Source organism: Micropepsis pineolensis, assembly GCF_055392125.1.
Genome location: NZ_AP042408.1, coordinates 1,510,586 through 1,533,684 on the forward strand (window position 1 = coordinate 1,510,586; position 23,099 = coordinate 1,533,684).

The following is a 23,099-nucleotide window of genomic DNA, read 5'->3' on the forward strand; positions in this document are numbered from 1 at the left end:
AATTTCTGCACCTGATGAGGTTTCAATGCGTATACGGATGGGATGGCACGCTGCCGTTACAGTTGTCGGGGTGGCAATGATCGTTGGCCCGGCATTTGGCTGGGGGGCGGATGGCCACCGCATGGTGGCGGCGGTTGGTATGCGCGCGCTGCCGTCTGATGTACCGGCGTTTGTGCGCGCCCCGGCGGCGCAAAGCTTCGTTGCCTATCTCGCCCCCGAAGCCGACCGGCAGAAGGGTGCCGGTGAGGCCCGCGATAAAGATCATGATCCCGGCCACTTTGTTGACGTCAGCGATGATCTGACCGTTTTTGGCGGTCCGGCGCTGGTCGCATTGCCGCCAACCCGTGATGCCTATGACACCGCACTGCGGGCCCATGGTCATACCCAATATGACGCGGGGTATCTGCCCTATGCCATGGCCGAGGGCTATCAGTTGCTGGTCAAGGATTTCGCCTATTGGCGCGCGGCGGTGGCAGGTGGAAAATTCGCTAAGGTCGCTGCGGCGAAAAAGAGTTTTGCGGTGGAACAGGAGCGCCGTGAAAAAATCCTGCTGCAGGATCTGGGCTACTGGTCGCATTTCATCGGCGATGCCAGCCAGCCGCTGCATGCTTCGGTGCACTTCAATGGCTGGGGGAATTTCCCCAATCCGGATCAGTACACTGAGGATCACGTCCACGGACCATTTGAAAGCAGCTATGTCCACGATTATGTCACCGAGGCCGCGGTGACCCAGCGCCTGCCTGCGCCGCACACGTGCAGTGATCCGATCCTGCGCTGCGCCGGTATGTTCCTGATCGGAACGGCGGGGCAGGTGGTGCCGCTCTATCAGCTTGAAAAGACCGGTGCGTTTAAAGCGCAGACCGATCCGGGTGTCGATTTTACCGCCCGTCAGATCGCCCGTGGTGCTGGCGAGCTGCGCGATCTTGTCACCATGGCCTGGCATGACAGCGCCAAAGCCAAGATCGGCTGGCCCGAAATTGCCATTGCCGATATCGAGGCAGGCAAGGCCGTGCCACCCAAAAATGACTGAGCCGAAAACGACTGAAATATCTGAACAACTTTAATGATTCACTTCGGGGCGCGGTAAATCCCTTTGGGGCCGCGCCCTGTTTGTTTCCGCTTCGGTCTTTCTTACAAAAACATTGACAGAATCTGCCATCCGGGCAGTACATGCTTATGTCCCGGTTACCGATGATTCGCGTCCTGCCGCAAAGAACGCTGTCCGCCTGCACCTTTCGCACGGCCGAGGGCGCGTTCTGGTTTGTGCTTGTCTTGTCGCTGATTTTGGGCTGGCAGGGGGCGGCGGCGGGGCTTGGGCTGCTGGGCAGTGTGCTGCCTAATGGGCTGCTGGCCGCGGAAGCCAGTGCAAAAAACAGCGACGGCCGCGTGTTGATGGCGCTGCCGAATTCCGACACTGCACTTTCATCCCCCGTCACGGCATCTGCGGTTGCCATTCATGATGTGCCGTCCTGGCTGGAAGCCAATCGTCAGGCTCTGGTGCAGGCATCCGCCACCGCGCCGGTGCCGGCCAATGTGCCGGTGGCATCTTCGGTGCCGTATGAGGAGGCGCATCCGCCGGTGATGCGATCGGTTCCTGCTGTGGCGCGCCCGCCCTTGCCCGGGATTCCGGCCATTGCCATCGTCATCGACGATCTTGGTCCTGATGTGGCGCGCACCAAACGGGCTTTGGCATTGCCGCCCGAGGTGGCGCTGTCCTTCCTGCCCTATGCCGCATCAACGCCGCAGCTGGCGCGCGATGCTGGGGCGGCGGGTCATGATGTCATGGTTCATCTGCCGATGCAGGCAATCAGCGGCATTGATCCCGGTCCGAATGCGCTGACCGTGGCGCAGTCGGCGGGCGAGAATGTCCGCCGCCTAGATTGGGCGCTGGCGCGGGTGCCGGGCTTTGTCGGCGTCAATAATCACATGGGCAGCCGGTTCACCCTGTCGCGCGAGGCTTTGGCCCCGGTGATGCAGGCGCTGCAGGAGCGCCATGTTTTCTTCTACGATTCGGTGACATCGCCGCGTTCGCAAGCCGCATCCATGGCGCGCTCTTACGGTCTGCCCAGCGCGGGCCGCGATATTTTCCTCGACGATACCCAGACTGCCGCCGAAGTGACCGCAGAACTGGCCCAGCTTGAACGGGTGGCGCGGGTGCGCGGCATTGCGCTGGCCATTGGCCACCCCCACGATGTGACGCTCAGTATTCTGGAGCGCTGGTGCGCGAATTTAAAAGGGTTCCGTCTGGTGCGGATTCGCGATGCCATCCGCATGAAGACCGAGCATGAAACCGGCGCAATCGCGCAGTCGGATCAAGCCAAAGACATGTCATCGCGTTAGCGCCCGACGTGCGCCGTCCGTAAGGCCGCCCCGCAGCCGCCCGCCAGAGCGTAGGCTTCCGGCTTGGGCGAAAAGCGATATCACTAGCCCGCCTTGGCGGCGAGGGCGTAAAGCATCGACAGGGTTTCGGGAATGACCCAGCCGCTGATTTCAACCACCTGACCATGCTCCGCTTCGGCGACCGACAGATCGGCCAGCTTCTGGCCTTTCAGGCGGTGGCGGGCGGTGGCGGCAGTGGCGGCGGCATTAAAGGTCTTTTGACCGGCCAGAACGGCCTCGCCGATCTGGGCCCCGGCATCGCGGTCGTCAAGCAGGGCCAGAAGATCGTCATAGGGGCTGGGGGCGTGGCGCTTGCGCAGCAGGCGCGGGCCTTCGACCGCCAGCGCACCGACAACAACCACCGCCGCACCCGCCATTACGGCCCGCCGGGTCAGTTTTTTATTCATTTAAACTTCCCCTTAAGATGCTCGGCCAGGCGCACGGTCAGGGCCAGAAGGTTGACCGTGGGGTTCGAGGCGCCATAGGTGGGGAACACCGAGCTGCCAGCAATATACAGATTGGGTAAGCCGTGGACCTTCAGATCGGCATCGACCACGCCTTGCTTGGGGTCGGTATGCATCCGGGTTGTGCCCATATGGTGGTTGCCCCAGCTCAGGCCATCGAGCCACTGGCGCCGTTCCTTAAGGTTCAGCCGCAACATACCAACGCGCGAGACCAGCAGCTGGCGGCCCAGCTCGGCCAGCGTCTTGCGGTAATTTTCAAAATCGACATCCGGAATGCGCATATGCAGCTTGAGCCGCGGCATCCCAACGGCATCACGCGGGGCATCCAGTGTCAGGCGCCGTTCGGGATCGGGCAGCGGTTCCAGCCCGCAGCCGAGCGAGAAGGCCACCGCATGATCGGCATTCACGCCCAGCGCCGAAGCCGTGGCGGTGACCGCAGCTTTGCCAACACCGTCGAGTTCTTCTTTGTATTCGACGGTGGTCTGCGAGCCCATCACCGGATGCTGCAGGCGATAGGATTCGCGCGGCGTAAACGAGGCGCGCATGACAATGCCGCGGATGGTCTGGGTATCGAGGTAATAATGCGGCAGGCGGCCATCGAACAGCACCAGCGTGCCGACATCGCGCGGCACCGGGTGATCGGCAAAAAAGCGGCCGACCATATCGTTCTGATTGCCGATACCCTGCTTATGCACATCGTTAGACGCCAGCAGCAGGCGCGGATTTTCAATGCCGCCCAGCGCCACCACGACATATTTGGCTTTGACGGTGAACCGCTTGCCGTTCAGGGTGGCGACATCCAGCCGCTCCAGCCGGCTGCCATCGGCGGCCAGGTGCATCTTGGTGACATTGGCGTTGAGGAAGGTTTTCAGCCGACGGATATGCTTGAGATCGCCGGCATAGCGTTCGCCAAAATGGGTCGGCAGAACATCGCCACGCATTTTGCTGAACTGGAACCAGCGTGTGTCAACGCCACCGGCGCCTAAGGTCACTTCCTGTTCGGGCAGGGATTTCTTAACCCCGTCATAAAGATAGGGGCCTGCCTCGGCCAGCGACTGGGCCTTGGCGAAATAGGGCATCAGGTCTTTGCGGGTGATCGGCCAGCCGGAATAGGGCATCCAGTCGCGCTTGAGGAAGTCCGCCTCATCCAGCGGGCGGCTCCAGCCACCCCAATGATTCGACGAACCGCCGAGATAGCGCAAACGCACCGCATCCAGCGGCTGATAATCGGCATCGACGATCTTGCCCTGGTATAGCGCCTGGGTCTTCTCGTCGAATTCCATATTGCCGCTTTCCAGCAGCACAACATTGATCGGGGCGTCAGCCAGAAGCAGCGCCAGCGAAATTCCCGCCGGGCCGCCGCCAACGATGGCCAAGTCGGATTCCACTACATGTCCCGAGGGCATAGTGCGGGCGTCGATGAAACCGCTCAACTACAAGTGCCTTTCTTGTCAATCTGTTGCACGGTGTTTGCCATGCGCGCTCTTCTTGTCGGAAACTGGCTCTGAGTACAAGCCGAAATCCTGTCCGGTGCGCCCTGTGGTCCACAACATGACGACATTGTTATTTTCTTAACCTGGCCGATGCATGTGGTCTGTCGGCTTGTTTTGAAACACTGTGCTTGCGGACATTTTGTAAAAACGCCGGCCAGATTTTGGTCTGGCCGAAGTATTTTACGGTAATCAGGGTGTTTTACGAAACGGTTTCCTTTTGACCAATAATCCGCCGGTTGAGGCGGCAGCTATTGGACGTCAGGCGATCCAGCGGACCATGTACGGAATGACCAGCGGCACCAGGATTGCGGTGGCCAGGGCGTTCAGCCCCATGGCCAGACCGGCAAAGGCCCCGGCTAGTTTGTTGATGCGCATTTTGTGTGCCGTACCAAGGCCATGGGCGGTCAGCCCGGTGGCAAGGCCGCGGGCACGAAAGTCAGTGACCTTGACCAGGTTCAGCACCCCGGTCGAGAACATCGCCCCCAGAATGCCGGTCAGCACCACGAAAATTGCCGTCAGCGCCGTTGAACCGCCGATGGTGCCCGAAATGCCGATGGCAATTGGGGTCGTGGCTGACTTCGGTGCCAAGGATAACATCAGGATGCTGTCTGCACCACAAAGCTTGGCGATAATAACCGAACTGGCCGCCGCAAACAGACTGCCGGAGATCAGCGAAATGGCAATTGAGACCAGGGCACTGCGGATATGGTTGTAGGCATGGTACAGCGGGATGGCGAGCGCCACCGTGGCCGGGCCCAGCAGGAAGTGGACGAACTGCGCCCCCGCGAAATAGGTGTGATAGTTGGTATGGGTCAGCAGCAGTACGATAACGATCAGCGCAATGGCGATCAGAACCGGGCTGGCCAGCGGATGGCGACCGGTTTTTTCCGAGAGGTATTCTGCTGCAATATAGGCAAACAGCGTCAGCGTCAGATTGGCCAGCGGGGTGGTCGCCAGAAAGACCCAGGCATGTTGCACGCCATCAACGCCCAGGTGAACCTGGCTCAAACCAAGTTGAACTTCGTTCATGGCAGCTTTCCTTCGGCTGGCTTCTTACCAAAGTACCGCAGGCAGATCTGCATCACGATGCCGGTGAAGGCGATGGTGGCGGCGCTGGATATGATGATGGAGGCTGAGATCGGCAGCCATTCCTTGGCGATCAGGCCAAATTCCTGCATAACGCCGACACCGGCGGGAACAAACAGGATCGGCATGTAGTGCAGCAATCCCTGTGACGTCCAGTCAAGCCTTCTGGGAACATGACGCCGTAACACGAGAACCGCGAATAAAAGTACCATTCCAATGACAGCACCGGGTACCACCAAAGAAAAGGTTTGTTGAATCGTTGTACCAATCAACTGAAACAATAGTAAAATAGCAAAAGATGTAACGAGTTTCATTTTATAACGTAAGAGGATTTTTATCCTCTCACCCTGGCAGTTTGTGCCTTCTCCTACATTCCATATGGTATAGCACGCGCCAATACGTCAAGACCTTAACAGGCTGGCGCGGTTCACATCGATGTGCAGGATATTACAGATGGGTGAGGGAGGGATGGTGGAGCTAAGCGGGATCGAACCGCTGACCTCCTGCATGCCATGCAGGCGCTCTCCCAGCTGAGCTATAGCCCCGTTATCCATAAAACACGGCTCTGGTGTACCGTATTTTTTTCTGCATCCGGTTAACAACCGGGAAATTTGGTGGAGCTAAGCGGGATCGAACCGCTGACCTCCTGCATGCCATGCAGGCGCTCTCCCAGCTGAGCTATAGCCCCATTGTACCACTTCGATGCTGGAAGAATCGAAGCGGGTGTCTTTTAGCGCTCGTCCTTCTCGATGTCAGCATCAATTATGCCGCTGACATCATCTTCGTCGCCTTCGTCAGGCTCCAGAAGGGCGTCGTCGCTATCGTCTTCTTCGACCGCGTCGTCGTCGATGTCTTCGATGGAAACGTCATCGGCATCAACAACCGACATGCCGGGACCGGCATGGGCGGGTTCGTCGTGGACAACTTCGTCGTCTTCTTCACCGGTGGTGAGCTCGGGCTCATCCTCAATCGATTCGACGATGCCTTCCTCGACTTCGACTTCCGTATCCTGTTCCGACTCCTCGGTATCCTGAGGCGTCTTGTCTTCAACTTCCGCCTGACGGCGGCGCTGCTTAAAGATCGCTTCCGGCTCGAAGGTGAACGAGCATTTCGGGCATTCGATCGGCCGTTTGGCGAGGTCGTAAAAACGTGCGCCACAGCTGGGGCAAACGCGTTTCGTACCTAGAGCTGCCTTGTCCAATTTCCTAGTCCCGTGCTGAAACCAAATTCTGTGAGGGGGCGTCGTTTGCCACGCCCGCCGAAACTTGTAAAGCCTAAAGACGCTTAGCGCGATAGAAAAATTGTGTGCGGGCTCTACTTGCGCTAGGTGTGAACACCTAAAAGACGCCCTACAAGGATTTCAGACGATCATGACCACTTCGCCCGAAACTACGCCGTTAACCGCTTGTGCATCGCCCGCTTTAACCGGTGTGGCCTTGGTGCCGGGTGATAAGTCGGTATCCCACCGGGCGCTGATTCTGGGCGGTCTGGCGGTTGGTGAAACCCGAATTACCGGCCTTTTGGAGGCGGGGGACGTGCTGAACACCGCCAAGGCGGTGGCGGCCTTTGGTGCTAAAGTGGATCGTGACGGTCCCGGGGCCTGGCGGGTCAGCGGCACCGGTGTGGGCGGTTGGGCCGCACCTGCCGATGTGCTCGATTTTGGCAATGCCGGCACCGGTTCGCGCCTGATGATGGGGGCCATGGCCACCACGCCGATTACAGCGGTATTTACCGGCGATGCCTCGCTGCGGTCGCGGCCGATGGGCCGGGTGCTCGATCCGTTAAAGGCCTTCGGCGCGGAATATGAGGCGCGCGAGGGTGGTTTGATGCCGCTGATTTTGCGCGGTGCCACCGATCCGGTTCCGGTCGATGTCACGGTAACCGTGGCCTCGGCCCAGGTGAAATCGGCGCTTTTGCTGGCCGCGCTCAATGCGCCGGGCCGCTCGCGCATCGTGCAGAAAGTGCTGACGCGCGATCATACCGAACGCATGCTGGCTGGTTTTGGTGCCGAAATCACCGTCAACCCACTCGTCGATGGCGGCGAGGAAATCTGGCTGACCGGCGAGGCGGAACTGAAAGCCTGTGCCGTGGAAGTGCCGCGCGATCCGTCTTCGGCGGCGTTCCCGCTGGTGGCCGCGCTGATCGTGCCGGGCTCCGACATTGTGATTCCCGGCGTGCTGCTCAACCCCCGCCGGGCCGGGCTGATTGATACGCTGATCGACATGGGCGCCGATATCACCATCGAAAACGACCGCGTCAGTGGCGGTGAGCGCATCGGTGATCTGCATGTGCGGGCCTCTAGCCTGAAAGGGGTGACGGTTCCGGCAGAGCGTGCCCCCTCGATGATCGACGAATATCCGGTTTTGTCGGTGGCGGCGGCTTTTGCGCAAGGTGTGACGCGGATGTGCGGCCTTGAAGAATTGCGCGTTAAAGAAAGTGACCGGCTGGCGGCCATTGTCGCGGGCCTGAAATCGGCCGGTGTTGCCGTGACCGTGGATGGCGATGATCTGATCGTCACCGGCACCGGCAAGGTGGTTGGCGGCGGTCTGGTCGAAACCCATATGGACCACCGCATTGCCATGTCGTTTCTGGTGATGGGGCTGGCATCCGATGTGCCGATGGCGGTGGAAGATGTCTCGATGATCGCCACCAGCTTCCCCGACTTTGTGCCGCTGATGACCCGGCTGGGTGCGGTTTTCGCTGAAGCCCGCTAAGTGCCGCCGATGTACGAATTTACCGACGCGCGGATCGAACGTTACAGTCGCCATATCCTGCTGGAGAATTTCGGGCGCGAAGGTCAGGAAAAGCTGTGGGCCGCGCGTATTCTGGTGATCGGGCTGGGCGGTCTGGGCTCGCCCGCCGCGCTGTATCTGGCCGCGGCCGGGGTGGGCACGCTGGGGCTGGCCGATGCCGACACGGTCGAGCTGTCCAATCTGCAGCGCCAGATCATTCATACCACGCCGGATCTGGGCCGGCCCAAGGTGGAATCGGCAGCCGACAAGATTGCCGCGCTCAATCCGGATGTGCGGGTGAAGCTTTATCCTGCGTTTCTCAACGCCAGCAACATTATGCCGGTACTGGCCGAGTATGACTTTGTCATCGACGGCACCGACAGTTTCGTCTCGAAATTCCTCATCAATGATGCCTGTGTGCTGGCGGGCAAAGCTTTCTCGCATGGCGGCATCCTGCGCTATCAGGGCCAGACCATGACCGTGGTGCCGGGCCGGTCGCCCTGTTACCGCTGCCTGTTTGATGGCCCGCCACCGGCAGATTCGGTCTTCACCTGCGCCAACACCGGTGTGCTGGGCGCTATCGCCGGAATGCTGGGCACAATTCAGGCCGCCGAGGCGCTGAAATATGTCACCGGCACCGGCGATCTTTTGACCGACGGGCTGCTGAGCTTTGACGCGATGAAGATGCGCTTTCGCACCGTGCCGCTGCAGAAAAATCCGCAGTGCCCGATTTGCGGCGACCACCCGACGATTACGGAACTGGCCGATCCGGTCCAGCCCGATTGCCCGTTATCGTAAGGGGATCGGTTTTAAAGAATGAGTTCCAGATAGACGCTGTCTGCCAGTTTCCCGGCAACGCAACAGGTGTTTTTTGCTTCTCCGGTGATGGTGAAGCCCAACCGTTTCAGGATTTTCAGGGAACGGATGTTTTCCGGGTCTACATCTGCGGTGATGTGCTGGTGACCGCTGGCCCGGGCCCGGGCGACCACCGCCATGAGCGCCTCGTGGGCGAGACTGGCCCCCCAGATCGAGCGGACAAACATAAAGCCAATTTCATCCTGGCGCCAAAGGCCTGCGTAACCGATCAGGCTGCCCTTATGAAGAACGGCGAGGGTGTCGCCGCGTCCGGCCGCGTTATCGGCCAGTGAGCGGTTGAGTGCGTCCATGGTTTGGGCCATGTCCGTATGCGGAGGGCGTGAGCCATAGCGCATGACCTCGGGATCACGGAATAAGGCGTGCAGGCCGGGGGCATCTGCAATTTCCAGGGGGCGAAGCGTGAGTCTTTGTGTTTGTATCTGGTCAGTCATTCTTGTGTGTGAAGCGTTTACCGCGGGGCACTGTTTCACATTGGGCTGAACCGCGCCAGAGCCCCAAAGCGCATGCCAGATTCAGACCGCGCCTGCGCTGCGGCCATGAATTGCCGCAGTGATGGCGAATACGTGTCGGGATTACTGGGGTTTTGCCGGGCCGCGGCCAATCTGTAAGCGTTCGATGGTGGTGGCGATTTCTTCTAAATCCACTTTGGTCAGCTCCAGCGTGGCGGCGGGCAGAAATCCGTCGATCTGCTCCGGCGTGCGGGCACCGACAATGGCCCCGGTGACACCGTCGAAGGCCAGCGTCCAGGCGATGGCTACCGCTGCAACCGATGTATCGTGCCGCAGGGCAATTGGTTTGAAGCTTTCCGCCAGTTGCAGCCCCTTGGTCAGTTTGTCGCCACTGAAGAAGCTGTTGTGCTTGCGCCAGTCCCCCTCGGGCAGGCTGGCCAGACGTTCGACCGAGAATCGCCCGCTGAGTAGACCGGACTGCATCGGGCTGTAGACAATCACCCCGGTCTGATGGGCAAGGCACCAGGGCAGTTCGGCCCCGGCAAAGCTGCGGCGAAGCGCTGAAAAGGGCGGCTGCACACAGTCAACCGGGCCAAGGCTTTCAGCCTTTTCCAGTTGTTCGACCGAGTGGTTGGAAAGCCCGGCGGCGCGGATTTTCCCTTCCCGCTTCAAATCCAGCAGGGTGGACCAATACTCTTCCAGCCCTACATCCTCGGCGGGCCAGTGCATCTGATAGAGGTCGATACGCTCGACGCCCAACCGCTTCAGCGAGGCTTCGACTTCCCGGCGCAGCGAGGCGGCATTGCCAATCTTTGCCGGTTCGGCGCGGCGGTTTTGCCGGTCGCCGACCATGCCGGCTTTGGTGAAAACGAAGGGGCGGTCGCTGGCCGGTATGTCCGCCAGCGCTTTGCCGACGATTTCTTCGGAATGGCCTAGACCGTAAACCGCTGCGGTGTCGATCCAGTTGATTCCTGCCTCGACCGCGCGGCGGATGGCGGCAACCGACTGCGCATCTTCCTGCCCACCCCAGCCATAGGCCCAGTCTGACCCACCAACCGCCCAGGCACCGAAGCCAATGCGGGTAATCTGGATATCGGTGCGGCCAAGTGGGCGACAGGGCAGGGTGGTCATGGGCAGGCTCCTTATGTCGGTTGTCAGTTTAAGCCCCGGCGGGGCCCCTTTTGAACCATCGGGGGCTTGCGGGCGGCGGTTGGCCGCGGACCCCGGCGCGAGGTTTGGGGGTGCTGTCGGTATTGTAGCATTTCGGTATATGCACAATTTGTCGCCGATTTCGGTTTCTTTCCCCCCCGGTCAGGCGGCGTTTCGCTCTCTTCCGCCGTTGACAGCGGCGGAGGGCCGCGCCACTTTGCAAGGGCAAAACAGGATGTGTCGATGAAAGACCCGCACGACGTATATATGAACACGCTGGTGCCGATGGTGGTTGAACAGACCAGCCGCGGCGAACGCGCCTATGACATCTATTCGCGCCTTTTGAAGGAGCGGATCATCTTCGTCACCGGTCCGGTGGAAGATTACGGCGCCAGCCTGATTACCGCGCAGTTGCTTTTTCTTGAGGCCGAAAACCCCAAGAAAGAGATCTCGATGTATATCAACTCGCCCGGTGGTGTGGTTTCTGCGGGACTCGCGATTTACGACACGATGCAATATATCCGCCCGCAGGTTCAGACCCTGTGCGTCGGTCAGGCATCTTCGGCGGCGTCGCTTTTGCTGTGCGCCGGTGCCAAGGGCCAGCGTTTCAGCCTGCCCAATTCGCGGATTATGGTGCACCAGCCTTCGGCCTCTTATTACGGTCAGGCCGTTGATATTGCCCGTCACGCGCAAGAAATTATCAAGCTGAAGCGGCGGTTGAATGAAATTTACGCCAAGCACACCGGTCAACCGGTCGAGACTATTGAAAAGGCGCTCGATCGCGATACCTATATGACTGCGGAAGAGGCAAAGACCTTTGGGCTGATCGACGAAGTGTTGTCCAAGCGCCCGGATGCCACTGCAAGCGTCTAGCTTCTGTCCGTAACATTGACGGTCGCTTAACGAATCCGCTCAACGTGAAAAACGCTTAAAATATAGGCGGTTGCCGTATTTTTGACACGTTTGTCGTGCGTTTTCTGCCGCTGTGTTGCGGCGGTTGTGTGACGGGCTTCGTTTTCGGCTTTGTGTGCGAAAACAAATGCTTACCTGCGCGTATGCGACATTGCCTGCCTGCTGCAGCACGATATGGCAGGAAATCATGGCTTGATCCGGCAGGTGTTACCGTGCTCGTATGGGCGTATCGCTGTCGATTTGTCGGGAGCGTTGCGCAATCGCAAGGATTTTTCTGTCCGGTGGAGGGCAAAATTAACTTGTCGATGGTGAAACTGGCGCAAGCGTTGCAGCGAATGTCGATGCAATGCAGATCATCAAGGGCGGACTATAAAAGGTCCGGGAGAGCTTATGAGTAAATCTGGCGGCGGCGAATCTAAGAACACGCTGTATTGTTCCTTTTGCGGCAAGAGTCAGCACGAAGTTCGTAAGCTGATTGCCGGTCCGACCGTATTCATCTGCGATGAATGCGTCGAACTGTGCATGGAAATCATCCGCGAAGAAAACAAGACATCGTTTCTTAAAACGCGTGAAGGCGTGCCTTCTCCGGCCGAGATCTGCAAAGTGCTTGATGACTATGTCATCGGCCAGCAGCATGCCAAGAAGGTGCTTTCTGTGGCGGTACACAACCACTACAAGCGCATCAATGCTTCGGGCAAGAACTCGGAAGTCGAGCTGGCCAAGTCCAATATCCTGCTGCTCGGCCCCACCGGCTGCGGCAAGACGTTGCTGGCCCAGACGCTGGCCCGTATTCTCGACGTGCCCTTCACCATGGCCGACGCCACCACGCTGACCGAAGCGGGCTATGTCGGTGAAGACGTCGAAAACATCATTCTGAAATTGCTGCAGAACGCCGACTACAATGTCGAGCGGGCGCAGCGTGGCATCGTCTATATCGACGAAATCGACAAGATTTCGCGCAAGTCTGACAATCCCTCGATCACCCGCGATGTCTCGGGCGAAGGGGTGCAGCAGGCCCTGCTCAAGATCATGGAAGGCACCGTGGCTTCGGTGCCGCCACAGGGCGGGCGCAAGCATCCGCAGCAGGAATTTTTGCAGGTTGATACCTCGAACATCCTGTTCATCTGCGGTGGTGCCTTTGCCGGCCTCGACAAGATCATTTCCCAGCGTACCCACGGCACGTCGATGGGCTTTGGCGCCAACGTCATGGCACCGGACGAACGGGCCACCGGCGAAATCCTGCGTGAGGTCGAGCCGGAAGATCTGCTGAAATTTGGTTTGATCCCGGAATTCATCGGCCGTCTGCCGGTGATCGCCACCCTGGGCGATCTGACCGAAGAAGCGCTGATCGAGATTCTGTCTAAGCCGAAGAACGCTTTGGCCAAGCAGTACACCAAGATGCTCGAAATGGAAGGCGTCAAGCTGCGCTTCCAGGACGAGGCGCTCAAGGCCATCGCCAAGAAGGCGCTGGTACGTAAGACCGGCGCCCGTGGGCTGCGCTCGATCATGGAAAGTATCCTGTTGGACACCATGTACGAGCTGCCGTCGCTGACCTCGGTGCAGGAGGTGGTGATTACCGCCGACGTGGTCGAAGGCCGCGCCCGGCCGCTGTTTACCTACTCGGATAAGGGGCAAGTACAGCAGAGCGCATCTTAGATTTTTGACGGCATTGCAAAAAAAGCTCGCTAGCCATTCAGGTTAGCGAGCTTTTTTACGTAGAGGGGTATCGTTTATCTGCCAATAACGCTTACTGCTGACACAACTTTTCATTGATTTTTGTGCAGTTAACGTTTTAGTGTCGTCTGTAAAGTGTTGTTGGGGGGGGGGAGTGGATGTTATCTTCGGTATGGCCGTGCCGCGTTTGTGCGAGTACGAAGACGTCGTTATTGCTTGCGGGTGAGTACGCAGCTTTTTTCCAGTTGCGTGCAGATATCGACAAAGATCCATTTCTTCAATGCATCCGCCGCGATTTTTTGCCTGGCCGACACTATCCTCTGGTTTGGCGGGTCTTGCGGCGCGTACAACACCATTTGCCTAACCTGTTTTCAGTTTCCCCCGCCACGCCGTTTCGTACCAACATGCTTTATTGCCACGATTGTCATAGTGCTACGCCGGCGCATGATTTTTCATTTGAAGAACTGTGCGGTCTTTATGATGGGTACCGACAGGAGAAATATAACGCAGATCGCATTTCGGTAGAGTCGAGCTATGCAGATCTTGCGGCACTAGTCGGCAGCGATCCGCGAGAATTGGCTGGGCGCAACGCAGCAGCAGATGCGTTTTTTAATAAATACGAAGATGTTTTGGGTTCCGGTAAGATGCTGGATTACGGCGGCAGTGACGGGCGCTTCCTTACGCCTAGCTGCCTTGCTCGCTATGAATTAATCGATATTTTTGAACCTTCCTCTGTGCCGTTGCATCCGTCCATTCCGCCGCACAAGGTTAGACATGTCGCAGAACCGGCGCCAGCCAGTTATCGTTTTGTTTCCTGCATGCATGTGCTGGAACATGTTGGCGATCCCCGCAGTTTTGTCGAAGCATTGGTGTCGTATCTGGAGCCTGGTGGGGTGTTATATATCGAAACGCCTCAGGAGATGACGGATGCAATGCGGCAGGATTTCGATGCAAAAGCTATCGATACGCCAGTATGTATTCACGAGCATCTTAATAAGTTCTATGCCGGTGCCGTATCGAAACTGATTTCATCTTTGCCGTCTCTGGAGCTGATTGCCGAAAGTCAGGATGACGTCAGTTGTGGTTGGTGTCGGTTTGTCGCTATCCGTGTGTTAGCTCGGAAATTGTGAGCCGTTACGTGGTCGAAGGCCGCGCCCGGCCGCTATTTACCTACTCGGATAAGGGTCAAGTACAGCAGAGCGCATCTTAAGGTCGATAAAAGTTTAAGAAAGCGTGCGCCGCGAAACGGCGCACGTTTTTTTATGCCTTATTTACCGCGATTTACTGTAGCTGTATGGTTTTTGGACTGAATAGAATTGCATGGTGTTATAAGAGACAACCTTGAAACCATGCTTTAGCCATTCCATTTATAATTCTGACAGTGTCGTCTTATTCCGCAAGACAATAAGGCGGTAATCTGGCAAAAAGCCCGTTCGGTTCGTTGCTCACGCGTTTGTTGCGTTGGGGCAGTGCGGCCAAAATCGGTAGCCGTATGCCTTGTGTAGGGTGCGGTTTATCAAGCCACCTGAGCCAGTTGCGCCAGGCGAGGAGAAGAATATGTCCGACCAAGACCCCGTGAAATCAGACGAGGCAATCGAGGACCAGTCCGGTGGTCAGATGACACCGGTGCTGCCGTTGCGCGATATCGTCGTGTTCCCCCACATGATCGTGCCCCTGTTCGTCGGGCGTGAAAAGTCGGTGCGCGCACTCGAAGAGGTGATGGGGGACAACAAGCAGATTCTGCTGCTGACGCAGAAGAATGCCGCCGATGATGATCCCAGCTCGGATGGGCTGTTTCAGGTCGGCACCGTGGCCAATGTGCTGCAGCTCCTGAAGCTGCCCGACCAGACCGTTCGGGTGTTGGTCGAAGGCAAATCGCGCGCCCGGGTGACCGGGTTTGATCCGCGCACGGACTTTTTCCAGGCGCAGATTGAAACGCTGCCGGAAAATGTCGGCGAGCAGCGCGAAACCGAAGCGTTGGTGCGCACGGTCAAAACCAATTTCGAGCAGTATATCAAGCTCAACAAAAAAGTTCCGCCCGAGACTCTGGCCTCGGTGATGCAGATCGACGATCCGGCCAAGCTGGCCGATACGGCAGCGGCGCATCTGTCGGTGAAAATTTCCGATCGTCAGGCGCTGCTGGAAACGCTTGATACTTCGGCGCGCCTTGAAGGTGTGCTGGCGCTGATCGAATCCGAGATCGGTGTGTTGCAGGTCGAGCGCAAGATCAAAAGCCGGGTCAAGCGCCAGATGGAAAAGACCCAGCGCGAATATTACCTCAACGAACAGCTCAAGGCGATTCAGAAGGAGTTGGGCGAAGGTGACGACGGCCGCGACGAGCTGAACGAGCTTGAGGAGCAGATCCGTAAGACCAAGCTGTCGAAGGAAGCGCGTGAAAAGGCGCAAGCCGAAATGCGCAAGCTGCGTCAGATGTCGCCGATGAGCGCCGAAGCCACGGTGGTGCGCAACTACCTCGATTGGATTCTGTCGCTGCCCTGGGGCAAAAAGACCAAGATTAAAAAGGATCTCAAGCTCGCCGAGGACATCCTCAACGAGGAGCATTTCGGTCTCGACAAGGTCAAGGAACGTATCCTCGAATATCTGGCGGTGCAGTCGCGTGCCGGCAAGATGCGGGGGCCGATTCTGTGCCTCGTTGGTCCGCCGGGCGTTGGTAAGACGAGCTTAGGCAAGTCGATTGCACGGGCCACAGGCCGCGAATTCGTGCGCATGAGCCTTGGTGGCGTGCGTGATGAAGCCGAGATCCGCGGTCACCGGCGCACCTATATCGGTTCGATGCCGGGCAAGGTGATCCAGTCGATGAAGAAGGCCAAGGCGGTTAATCCGTTGTTCCTGCTCGACGAAATCGACAAGCTGGGTGCCGATTATCGCGGTGATCCGTCAAGCGCGCTGTTGGAAGTGCTTGATCCCGAGCAGAACGCAACCTTCAACGATCATTATCTTGAAGTCGATTTCGACCTGTCGGATGTGATGTTCATCACCACGGCCAACACGCTGCATATGCCGCAGCCGCTGATGGACCGTATGGAGATCATTCGCCTGTCCGGTTACACCGAGGACGAGAAGGTCGAAATCGCCAAGCGTCATTTGATCCGTAAGCAGATTAATGCCAACGGGCTTAAGGATGGCGAATGGTCGATCACCGATGAAGCCCTGCGCGATCTGATCCGCTATTACACCCGCGAAGCCGGTGTGCGTAGTCTGGAACGCGAACTGGCCAATCTGGCCCGCAAGGCGGTCAAGGATCTGGTGTTGGGCAAGGTCAAGTCGATCACGGTGACGGCGGAAAACCTCAACGATTATGCCGGTGTGCGTCGCTTCCGCTATGGCGAGGTCGAAGGCGAGGATCAGACCGGTGTTGTCACGGGGCTGGCCTGGACCGAGGTCGGCGGCGAAACCCTGCAGATCGAAGCGGTGATGATGCCGGGCAAGGGCCGCATGCAGACCACCGGCAAGCTTGGCGACGTGATGAAGGAATCGATCGACGCGGCGCGCTCCTATGTGCGTTCCAAGGCGACGCATTTCGGTATCAAGCCGCCATTGTTCGAGCAGCGTGATATCCACGTCCATGTTCCCGAGGGCGCAACGCCTAAGGACGGCCCTTCGGCCGGTGTGGCAATGGCAACATCGATCATCTCGGTACTGACGGGTATTCCGGTGCGCCGCGATGTGGCGATGACCGGCGAGGTGACCCTGCGCGGCCGTGTCCTGCCGATTGGTGGCTTAAAGGAAAAGCTGCTCGCGGCGCTGCGTGCCGGGATCACCACGGTGTGCATTCCGGACGAGAATGAAAAAGATCTGGCCGAAATCCCTGATAACGTCAAAGAGGGGCTTACGATCATTCCGGTCAAGACGGTGGATGAAGTGATCAAGGTGGCACTGGCCCGCCAGCCCGAACCAATTGAGTGGACCGAGCCGGAAATCGTCATGCCGATCGCAGCTTCAGACGATGGTGATACCGTCGTAACCCATTAATTTTGCGTTATTCTTTTGTTAACCAGCGGGAAAAGTACAGAAAATGGTGCATTTCCCGCTGAAATCTACAAAAAAAAGCCGGTTTTGCCCGGTTCTGGCTTTGACGGCGGGCGAATTGTCGACCTAGATTGCGCCCCGCCGCCCAGGCGATTCTAAAAAGGAGCCTTTCCCAAGTGAATAAGAACGATCTGATCCAGAAATTGTCGGAGCACACAGGGCTCGCCAAGACTGATGCCGCCAAGGCTGTCGATGGCGTGTTCGACCTGATTGCAGGCGCCCTGAAAGAGGGCGACGAAGTGCGTCTGACCGGTTTCGGCATTTTCGCCGTTACCACCCGCGCTGGCGGCAAGGGCCGTAACCCCCAGACCGGCGAAGAAATCACCATTAAGCCGTCGAAGGCGCCGCGCTTCCGTCCCGGCAAGCAGCTCAAGGATTCGCTTAACTAAGCGATCCGTGTCTGATGACGAACAAAACGGGGTGACGCAGACTGCGTCGCCCCGTTTTTGTTTGTGTGCGTCAGAGCAACGCGCAAAAAAAGCATGGCCACATGGTCGGCAATGCCGCGGGGGTGCGAAGCTATAGCCTCTTAAACTCGACCGCACTTCGCGCTAAGGAAGAATGCGCGCAGCACGCTTCGGCGTGTTGATCTTGCGCGGATGTTTTAGCGTTGGGAGTGGCTTGCAAGTGAAGGTACTGGTTCTGGGTGCTGGCGTCGTGGGAACGACCGCCGCGTGGTATCTGGCTAAAGCTGGGCATGAGGTTAGCGTGATCGAGCGCCAGCCCGCCGCCGCCATGGAAACCAGCTTTGCCAATGGTGGTCAGGTTTCGCCCTGTCATGCCGAACCCTGGGCTAATCCGGGCACACCCTTCAAGGCGCTCAAATGGCTCGGCCATGAAGATGCGCCGCTGATTTTCCGGCTGACCCGCTATGATCCGGCGCTGTGGCTGTGGCTGGCGCAGTTCCTGCGCAATTGCACGGCAGACCGTGCCCGGATCAATACCGAACGCACTTTGCGCGTGGCGATCTATTCCCGGGCCTGCCTGCAGGAATTGCGCGCCGAGACCGGCATTCTCTACGATCAGCAGACCCGTGGCATTCTGCACATCTATCGCAACCCGCGCGAATTCGAACATGCCACCCACGCCGCGGCGATGATGGCAAGCTTCGGGCTTGACCGTCAGGTCAAAAGCGTGGCCGAAGCGGTGGCGATCGAACCGGCGCTGGCAGACGTCTCGTCCGAACTGGCCGGGGCGATCTTTACCCCCGGTGATGAATCGGGCGACGCCCATAAATTCACCCAGAACCTCGCCGCGCTGGCGGCGCAAAAGGGTGTCCGCTTTCAGTATGACACCGCGGTGCAGGATTTTGCGGTCGAAGATGGCCGCATCACGGCCGTGCACACCGATCATGGCGTGCTGACGGCCGATGCCTATGTCATGGCGCTGGGCAGCTGGAGTCCGAAATTTACCCGGCAGCTTGGCTTCTCGCTGCCGATCTATCCGGCCAAAGGCTATTCGGCCACGCTGGAGGTCAGCGCGCCGTCTGCAGCCCCTTTGGTCAGCATTACCGATGACGAACACAAAATGGTGTTCTCGCGGCTGGGCGACCGCTTGCGCTGCGCCGGCACGGCCGAGCTGGCTGGCTGGGACGACACCCTGTGCGAGGTTCGGGCCGAGGCCATCGTAAAGCATGCCAAATCGCTGTTCCCCGGCGCCGGGGACTTCGATACGGCGGAATTATGGGCCGGGCTTCGTCCGACCACGCCGGATTCGGTGCCGGTGCTGGGCCGTTCACCGCTGCCCAATCTCTATCTTGATACTGGCCATGGTACGCTGGGCTGGACCATGTCCTGCGGCTCGGGGCGGCTGATTGCTGATATCGTCAGTGGGCGGCAGACCGACATCGCGACCGATGGACTCGACTACCGCCGGTTTCATTAAAATCGAATACGCCACAAAAAATCCGTAATCCTGCTTTTGTATGATTTATGCCTTGGGGGCGATAAACCCTGGGTGTGGGGGAATACGGATGAAGGCGCATTGTCAAGCGCTGGATGGTCTGCGCGGAGTCGCGGCCATCTCAGTGGTGATTTTCCATATATTTGAACTGATGGTGCCGGATCTCGATCATAATCCGCTGCCCCACACCTTTCTGGCGGTCGATTTCTTCTTTGCATTGTCGGGCTATGTGCTGGGCTATGCCTATGACGGGCGGCTGGGGGCCGCCGCATCAGGGGCGCGGCTCAGCGTCAGTGGTTTTATCAAACGGCGACTGATCCGGCTGCATCCGGTGGTGGTGGTGGCGGCCATCGTCGGGGCTGTGGTCTATTTGTGCGATCCGAATGTCGGTGATGCCCAGCGTGTGGGCGTGGCATTGTCACCAGTAATGATGGCATTGACCGTTATTTTATCGCTGTTTTTGTTACCCTCGCCACCACTGCCCAATCTGTTCGGCGAGACCCATTCGGTTAATCCGCCGTCCTGGACGCTGTTCTGGGAATATATCGCCAATCTGTTTTTCGTCAGCTATGGCTATCGTCTGAAACGATCCGTGCACGTTGTTCTGCTGGTGTGCGGGGCTGTGGCGCTGATGCTGACCGCGGTGTTGTATAAGGGTGATCTGGGCTACGGCTGGGGCTGGAGCAATGTCTGGGTCGCGCCGGTGCGGCTGTGTTATCCGTTTCTGGCCGGTTTGCTGGTCTATCGTCTGGGGCTGAAAATCACGTTGCCGCAGCCCTTTATTGCCGCGTCGGTTCTGCTGCTGGCGGTGTTTTTTGCGCCGCGATTTGGTGTCTGGAACGGGGTTTATGAAGCCGGGGCAGTTATTCTGGCTTTTCCGCTGATCCTGATGATCGGCGCTTCGGTCACCAGGGTGCCGGGACCATCCGGCGCAATTTGCCGTTTTATCGGCGGTTTATCCTATCCGCTGTACATCATCCATTATCCCTTTGTGCTGTTGTTTGGTCACTGGAACTGGCAGACCCATCCGACCCAACCTTTGCTCTATACGGTTGCTGCCGGTCTGGTGGTGTTTGAAATCGCCCTCGCCACGGTGTTGTACTATGGCTATGACCTGCCGGTGCGCGCCGCTCTGACGCGGCGGTTCCTCGGGCACCGCACGCCCGGTTCCGCTGCCAGTGCCTTCCGTTTGAAGAACGCCAAGAAAGCCGCTATTCCTTGATGCCGTAATTCTCTGCAGGATTGCTGCGTATGAGGTCTTTTGTCTGGCTTTCCGCCGCGCTGTTGTCGTTCTCGCTGGCTGCGGCTGCGCCAAGCCGTGTGGTGCTGCCCGATAGTGCGGCACCGGTTGCTTATGATCTGGCCATCGTGCCCGATGTGCAGGCGGGCACCTTTGCCGGTTCGGTAAAAATCACGCTTGATGTGAAAAAGCCGATGGCCGACATCGAACTGAATGCTGCAAACTTGCATTTCGATTCTGTGTCCCTGTCGAAAGTCGCCGCCCGTCCAACCGTCAGCTTTGATGATAAGACCGAAGTTGCGCGCCTGCATTTTCCGTCGGTGCTGAAGCCGGGGCGGTATGTTTTAAGCATCGTCTATGGCGGGAAAATTAAATCACAGTCCGGCGGGGCTGTTTTCGCTCGACTACAGCGTCAATGGCCAGACGCATACGGCACTCTATACCCAGTTTGAAAATTCCGATGCCCGTCGTTTTTTGCCATGCTGGGATGAACCGGCGCAAAAGGCGGTGTTTCGTTTAACCGCCAACCTTGCCCGTCGCGGAAATGCCGCTGTCGAATATGCCGGTTGCCGCGACGGAGATTTTACCCGGTGGCAAGAAGCGCGTGCATTTTGCCGCGTCGCCCAAAATGTCGTCCTATCTGCTGTTTTACGGTCAGGGCGATTTCGAGCGTATCTCGCGTAATGTCGGCGGTGTCGATGTTGGTGTGATCGTCAAGAAGGGCGATACCGCCAAGGGCCAGTATGCACTGGATACGGCGGCGGCCTTGCTGCCGTTTTATAACACGTATTTCGGCGTCAAATATCCGCTGCCCAAGATGGATCTGATTGCCGGTCCGGGCAGCAGCCAGTTCTTCAGTGCGATGGAAAACTGGGGGGCCATCTTCTATTTCGAGCGCGCCCTGCAGGTCGATCCCAAAGCCACCAGCGAAGATGAAAAGCGCGAAGTCTTTGTCACCATCGCCCATGAAATGGCCCATCAGTGGTTCGGCGATCTGGTCACCATGGATTGGTGGGATGATCTGTGGCTCAACGAAGGGTTCGCATCGTGGATGGAATATAAGTCCGCCGATGCGCTGCATCCGGATTGGCATATCTGGACCACCGCCTTGTATGCCAAGGAATCGGCGATGCGGGCCGATGCGCAGGCCGGTACCCATCCGGTGATTCAGCATGTCACCGATGTGCTGGATGCCGGCGAGGCTTTTGACACCATCACCTATCAGAAGGGGCAGTCGACCATCCGCATGCTGGAAGACTATGTCGGCCCCGTGGCGTTTCGGGCCGGTGTGCGCAATTACATGAAGAAATACGCCTATCGGAATACTGTGACCGATGATCTGTGGCGTGAGATCGATAAGGTTTCCCCCCATTCGCTGAGTGTCGTGGCGCATGACTTCACCTTGCAGGATGGCGTGCCTATGGTGGCGGCTTCTGCCACCGCCACCGGGCTGCATCTGTCGCTGGGCCATTTCGAGCGTGATGGGGCCGGTGCGCCACGGCGCTGGCTGGTGCCGGTGACGGTGACCGCCAGCGATGGCAAGCCGATCTGGCAGGGGCTGGTCAGCACCGATCGCCCGGCGGATGTCGCGGTACCGCAGGGTGTCGTCGCTATCGTCAATGCGGGGCAAAGCGGCTACTTCCGTACCCGCTATGACGATGTGCTGATGGGCCGGATTACCACCCGGTTCAACACGCTTTCCGCTGATGATCAGCTTGGTATTCTCAACGATGCCTGGGCACTGGGCGAGGCGGGCCTCCGGCCGATGGCGGATGGCTTGTCTCTGGCCCGGCTGGCGCGTGCGGATATGGACCCGATCGTGCAGATGGCGGTGGCGGAAAAGCTGGCGTCGCTGGACGGGCTGGCCAAAGGCTTGCCGGTGCAGGCTTCGTTGCGCCGTTATAGCGTGAATGTGTTGCAGCCCTTGCTCGCCCCGCTCGGCACCCACAAGCGGGCGGGCGAGAGTGACAATGTCACCATGCTGCGCGGCACGCTGATCGACGCTTTAAGCACGCTGGGTGATCCGGCGGTGATTGGCGAAGCGGCCACGGCCTTCAAAGGGTATCTGGCCAACCCCGACAGTCTGCAGGGCGATGATCGTGATACGGTGTTTTCGGTGGTGGCGCTGAACGCTACGGCCGAACAATGGCAGCAATTGCAGGAACTGGCCGTCACGTCGACCGATACGCTGGCGCAGCGCAAGCTGTATCATGCTCTGGCTGCGGTGCGTGATGATGCGCTGGCGGCCAAAACGCTGGAACTGGCGCTGCAGGATCGGGTGCCGCTGACCTTGCGGCCTGACATCGTGCGGGCGGTGTCGGCTGGTCATCCCGAGATGGCGTATGATTTTGCCATCGCCCACAAGGCGGCCTTCGATGTCTTGCTCGAACCCGATAGCCGGGCGTTATACTTCCCGTCGCTGGCTTTAAGCGCGCAGGACCCGGCTATGCTGGCCAAGCTTGATCAGTTCGTTGCAACCGAGCTGGCTGGGCGTTCCAACAGCCGGATCGAAATGGTCAAAGCCACGGTTGCCCATACGGTCAGGGTGCGTGAACAGCACCTGCCGGAAATGGCAACCTGGCTGAAGCAGCATTAGGCTTTTTGTAGGAAACCGGCCCGGTTGGTGGCCGGTTTCTTACCCCCCCTTGGTGAAAACGACTTTCTACTTATCCGATTTTGCGTTTTAAGATGCC

The 23,099-nt window shown here is 58.6% G+C and carries 21 protein-coding genes and 2 tRNA genes; 14 read left to right on the forward strand and 9 right to left on the reverse strand.

From position 1 onward, the window contains the following. The first annotated feature begins 25 nt into the window (after positions 1–25). Both ACZ5RI_RS06765 and ACZ5RI_RS06770 read left to right on the forward strand, forming a co-directional pair. Positions 26–1,030: a phospholipase C/P1 nuclease family protein gene (locus ACZ5RI_RS06765; RefSeq protein WP_464515347.1), complete on the forward strand. Its 1,005-nt coding sequence runs from the start codon at positions 26–28 to the stop codon at positions 1,028–1,030. A 146-nt stretch (positions 1,031–1,176) separates the two neighbouring features. After that, complete coding sequence (locus ACZ5RI_RS06770) at positions 1,177–2,340, forward strand: divergent polysaccharide deacetylase family protein (RefSeq protein WP_464515348.1); 1,164 nt, start codon at positions 1,177–1,179, stop codon at positions 2,338–2,340. A gap of 83 nt (positions 2,341–2,423) precedes the next feature. On the opposite strand, the gene ACZ5RI_RS06775 is transcribed toward ACZ5RI_RS06770, so the two are convergent. From ACZ5RI_RS06775 to ACZ5RI_RS06805, 7 genes are all read right to left on the reverse strand, one after another. Continuing rightward, positions 2,424–2,786: a hypothetical protein gene (locus ACZ5RI_RS06775; protein ID WP_464515349.1), complete on the reverse strand. Its 363-nt coding sequence runs from the start codon at positions 2,784–2,786 to the stop codon at positions 2,424–2,426. Next, entirely contained in the window at positions 2,783–4,219 is a 1,437-nt protein-coding gene (locus ACZ5RI_RS06780) for a GMC oxidoreductase (RefSeq protein ID WP_464515350.1), read from the reverse strand. The genes ACZ5RI_RS06775 and ACZ5RI_RS06780 overlap by 4 nt, the downstream gene beginning before the upstream one ends. A 375-nt stretch (positions 4,220–4,594) precedes the next feature. Then, entirely contained in the window at positions 4,595–5,365 is a 771-nt protein-coding gene (locus tag ACZ5RI_RS06785) for an LrgB family protein (protein ID WP_464515351.1), read from the reverse strand. Further along, on the reverse strand, positions 5,362–5,736 hold the full coding sequence (locus tag ACZ5RI_RS06790; RefSeq protein WP_464515352.1) for a CidA/LrgA family protein: 375 nt from the start codon (positions 5,734–5,736) through the stop codon (positions 5,362–5,364). Before ACZ5RI_RS06790 ends, ACZ5RI_RS06785 begins: the two co-directional genes overlap by 4 nt. Before the next feature lie 155 nt (positions 5,737–5,891). Next, positions 5,892–5,967, reverse strand: a tRNA-Ala gene (locus tag ACZ5RI_RS06795). A gap of 67 nt (positions 5,968–6,034) precedes the next feature. Then, positions 6,035–6,110: transfer RNA gene (locus ACZ5RI_RS06800), tRNA-Ala, on the reverse strand. 42 nt (positions 6,111–6,152) lie between these two features. After that, positions 6,153–6,623: a TIGR02300 family protein gene (locus ACZ5RI_RS06805; RefSeq protein WP_464515353.1), complete on the reverse strand. Its 471-nt coding sequence runs from the start codon at positions 6,621–6,623 to the stop codon at positions 6,153–6,155. 169 nt (positions 6,624–6,792) lie between these two features. On the opposite strand from ACZ5RI_RS06805, the gene aroA reads away from it, so the two are divergent. Together aroA and ACZ5RI_RS06815 are read left to right on the forward strand one after the other, a co-directional pair. Then, positions 6,793–8,136 carry a 3-phosphoshikimate 1-carboxyvinyltransferase gene (gene aroA / locus ACZ5RI_RS06810; protein WP_464515354.1) on the forward strand — a complete coding sequence of 448 codons (1,344 nt, stop codon included), beginning with the start codon at positions 6,793–6,795 and terminating at the stop codon, positions 8,134–8,136. A 9-nt stretch (positions 8,137–8,145) separates the two neighbouring features. Next, positions 8,146–8,952 (forward strand): HesA/MoeB/ThiF family protein, encoded by an 807-nt coding sequence (locus tag ACZ5RI_RS06815; RefSeq protein WP_464515355.1) that lies wholly within the window; start codon positions 8,146–8,148, stop codon positions 8,950–8,952. An 11-nt stretch (positions 8,953–8,963) separates the two neighbouring features. Here ACZ5RI_RS06815 and ACZ5RI_RS06820 read toward each other — a convergent pair whose 3' ends face one another. Both ACZ5RI_RS06820 and ACZ5RI_RS06825 read right to left on the reverse strand, forming a co-directional pair. After that, entirely contained in the window at positions 8,964–9,461 is a 498-nt protein-coding gene (locus tag ACZ5RI_RS06820) for a GNAT family N-acetyltransferase (protein WP_464515356.1), read from the reverse strand. 141 nt (positions 9,462–9,602) lie between these two features. Further along, positions 9,603–10,610 carry an aldo/keto reductase gene (locus ACZ5RI_RS06825; RefSeq protein ID WP_464515357.1) on the reverse strand — a complete coding sequence of 336 codons (1,008 nt, stop codon included), beginning with the start codon at positions 10,608–10,610 and terminating at the stop codon, positions 9,603–9,605. A gap of 261 nt (positions 10,611–10,871) precedes the next feature. Here ACZ5RI_RS06825 and ACZ5RI_RS06830 point away from each other — a divergent pair, with 261 nt between their 5' ends. The 10 genes from ACZ5RI_RS06830 to ACZ5RI_RS06875 all read left to right on the forward strand — a co-directional run bounded on the left by ACZ5RI_RS06830 (position 10,872) and on the right by ACZ5RI_RS06875 (position 23,002). After that, entirely contained in the window at positions 10,872–11,501 is a 630-nt protein-coding gene (locus ACZ5RI_RS06830) for an ATP-dependent Clp protease proteolytic subunit (protein WP_464515358.1), read from the forward strand. Between the two features lie 429 nt (positions 11,502–11,930). Then, positions 11,931–13,196: an ATP-dependent Clp protease ATP-binding subunit ClpX gene (clpX, locus tag ACZ5RI_RS06835; RefSeq protein WP_464515359.1), complete on the forward strand. Its 1,266-nt coding sequence runs from the start codon at positions 11,931–11,933 to the stop codon at positions 13,194–13,196. A gap of 230 nt (positions 13,197–13,426) precedes the next feature. Then, positions 13,427–14,344: a class I SAM-dependent methyltransferase gene (locus tag ACZ5RI_RS06840; RefSeq protein WP_464515360.1), complete on the forward strand. Its 918-nt coding sequence runs from the start codon at positions 13,427–13,429 to the stop codon at positions 14,342–14,344. A 427-nt stretch (positions 14,345–14,771) separates the two neighbouring features. Next, complete coding sequence (gene lon / locus ACZ5RI_RS06845; RefSeq protein ID WP_464515361.1) at positions 14,772–17,207, forward strand: endopeptidase La; 2,436 nt, start codon at positions 14,772–14,774, stop codon at positions 17,205–17,207. A 173-nt stretch (positions 17,208–17,380) separates the two neighbouring features. Then, positions 17,381–17,653 (forward strand): HU family DNA-binding protein, encoded by a 273-nt coding sequence (locus ACZ5RI_RS06850; RefSeq protein WP_464515362.1) that lies wholly within the window; start codon positions 17,381–17,383, stop codon positions 17,651–17,653. A gap of 238 nt (positions 17,654–17,891) precedes the next feature. Then, positions 17,892–19,148, forward strand: coding sequence for a D-amino acid dehydrogenase (locus ACZ5RI_RS06855; RefSeq protein ID WP_464515363.1), 1,257 nt, complete (start codon positions 17,892–17,894; stop codon positions 19,146–19,148). Positions 19,149–19,236: 88 nt separating this feature from the next. Then, the gene (locus ACZ5RI_RS06860) at positions 19,237–20,388 is read left to right on the forward strand and encodes an acyltransferase family protein (RefSeq protein WP_464515364.1); all 1,152 of its coding nucleotides are present in this window, start codon (positions 19,237–19,239) and stop codon (positions 20,386–20,388) included. A 29-nt stretch (positions 20,389–20,417) separates the two neighbouring features. Continuing rightward, positions 20,418–20,858, forward strand: coding sequence for a hypothetical protein (locus ACZ5RI_RS06865; RefSeq protein WP_464515365.1), 441 nt, complete (start codon positions 20,418–20,420; stop codon positions 20,856–20,858). Continuing rightward, positions 20,764–21,090 (forward strand): hypothetical protein, encoded by a 327-nt coding sequence (locus ACZ5RI_RS06870; RefSeq protein ID WP_464515366.1) that lies wholly within the window; start codon positions 20,764–20,766, stop codon positions 21,088–21,090. The genes ACZ5RI_RS06865 and ACZ5RI_RS06870 overlap by 95 nt, the downstream gene beginning before the upstream one ends. Next, positions 21,035–23,002 (forward strand): M1 family metallopeptidase, encoded by a 1,968-nt coding sequence (locus tag ACZ5RI_RS06875; RefSeq protein WP_464515367.1) that lies wholly within the window; start codon positions 21,035–21,037, stop codon positions 23,000–23,002. The genes ACZ5RI_RS06870 and ACZ5RI_RS06875 overlap by 56 nt, the downstream gene beginning before the upstream one ends. Positions 23,003–23,099 lie beyond the last annotated feature (97 nt).

Excerpts from the sequence above, each read along its gene's own strand:
- ACZ5RI_RS06765 (WP_464515347.1), top strand. The coding sequence starts at position 26 with ATGCGTATACGGATGGGATGGCACGCTGCCGTTACAGTTGTCGGGGTG.
- ACZ5RI_RS06770 (WP_464515348.1), top strand. The coding sequence starts at position 1,177 with ATGTCCCGGTTACCGATGATTCGCGTCCTGCCGCAAAGAACGCTGTCC.
- ACZ5RI_RS06775 (WP_464515349.1), bottom strand. The coding sequence starts at position 2,786 with ATGAATAAAAAACTGACCCGGCGGGCCGTAATGGCGGGTGCGGCGGTG.
- ACZ5RI_RS06785 (WP_464515351.1), bottom strand. The coding sequence starts at position 5,365 with ATGAACGAAGTTCAACTTGGTTTGAGCCAGGTTCACCTGGGCGTTGAT.
- ACZ5RI_RS06790 (WP_464515352.1), bottom strand. The coding sequence starts at position 5,736 with ATGAAACTCGTTACATCTTTTGCTATTTTACTATTGTTTCAGTTGATT.
- aroA (WP_464515354.1), top strand. The coding sequence starts at position 6,793 with ATGACCACTTCGCCCGAAACTACGCCGTTAACCGCTTGTGCATCGCCC.
- ACZ5RI_RS06815 (WP_464515355.1), top strand. The coding sequence starts at position 8,146 with ATGTACGAATTTACCGACGCGCGGATCGAACGTTACAGTCGCCATATC.
- ACZ5RI_RS06820 (WP_464515356.1), bottom strand. The coding sequence starts at position 9,461 with ATGACTGACCAGATACAAACACAAAGACTCACGCTTCGCCCCCTGGAA.
- ACZ5RI_RS06825 (WP_464515357.1), bottom strand. The coding sequence starts at position 10,610 with ATGACCACCCTGCCCTGTCGCCCACTTGGCCGCACCGATATCCAGATT.
- ACZ5RI_RS06830 (WP_464515358.1), top strand. The coding sequence starts at position 10,872 with ATGAAAGACCCGCACGACGTATATATGAACACGCTGGTGCCGATGGTG.
- clpX (WP_464515359.1), top strand. The coding sequence starts at position 11,931 with ATGAGTAAATCTGGCGGCGGCGAATCTAAGAACACGCTGTATTGTTCC.
- lon (WP_464515361.1), top strand. The coding sequence starts at position 14,772 with ATGTCCGACCAAGACCCCGTGAAATCAGACGAGGCAATCGAGGACCAG.
- ACZ5RI_RS06860 (WP_464515364.1), top strand. The coding sequence starts at position 19,237 with ATGAAGGCGCATTGTCAAGCGCTGGATGGTCTGCGCGGAGTCGCGGCC.
- ACZ5RI_RS06865 (WP_464515365.1), top strand. The coding sequence starts at position 20,418 with ATGAGGTCTTTTGTCTGGCTTTCCGCCGCGCTGTTGTCGTTCTCGCTG.
- ACZ5RI_RS06870 (WP_464515366.1), top strand. The coding sequence starts at position 20,764 with ATGGCGGGAAAATTAAATCACAGTCCGGCGGGGCTGTTTTCGCTCGAC.
- ACZ5RI_RS06875 (WP_464515367.1), top strand. The coding sequence starts at position 21,035 with ATGTCGTCCTATCTGCTGTTTTACGGTCAGGGCGATTTCGAGCGTATC.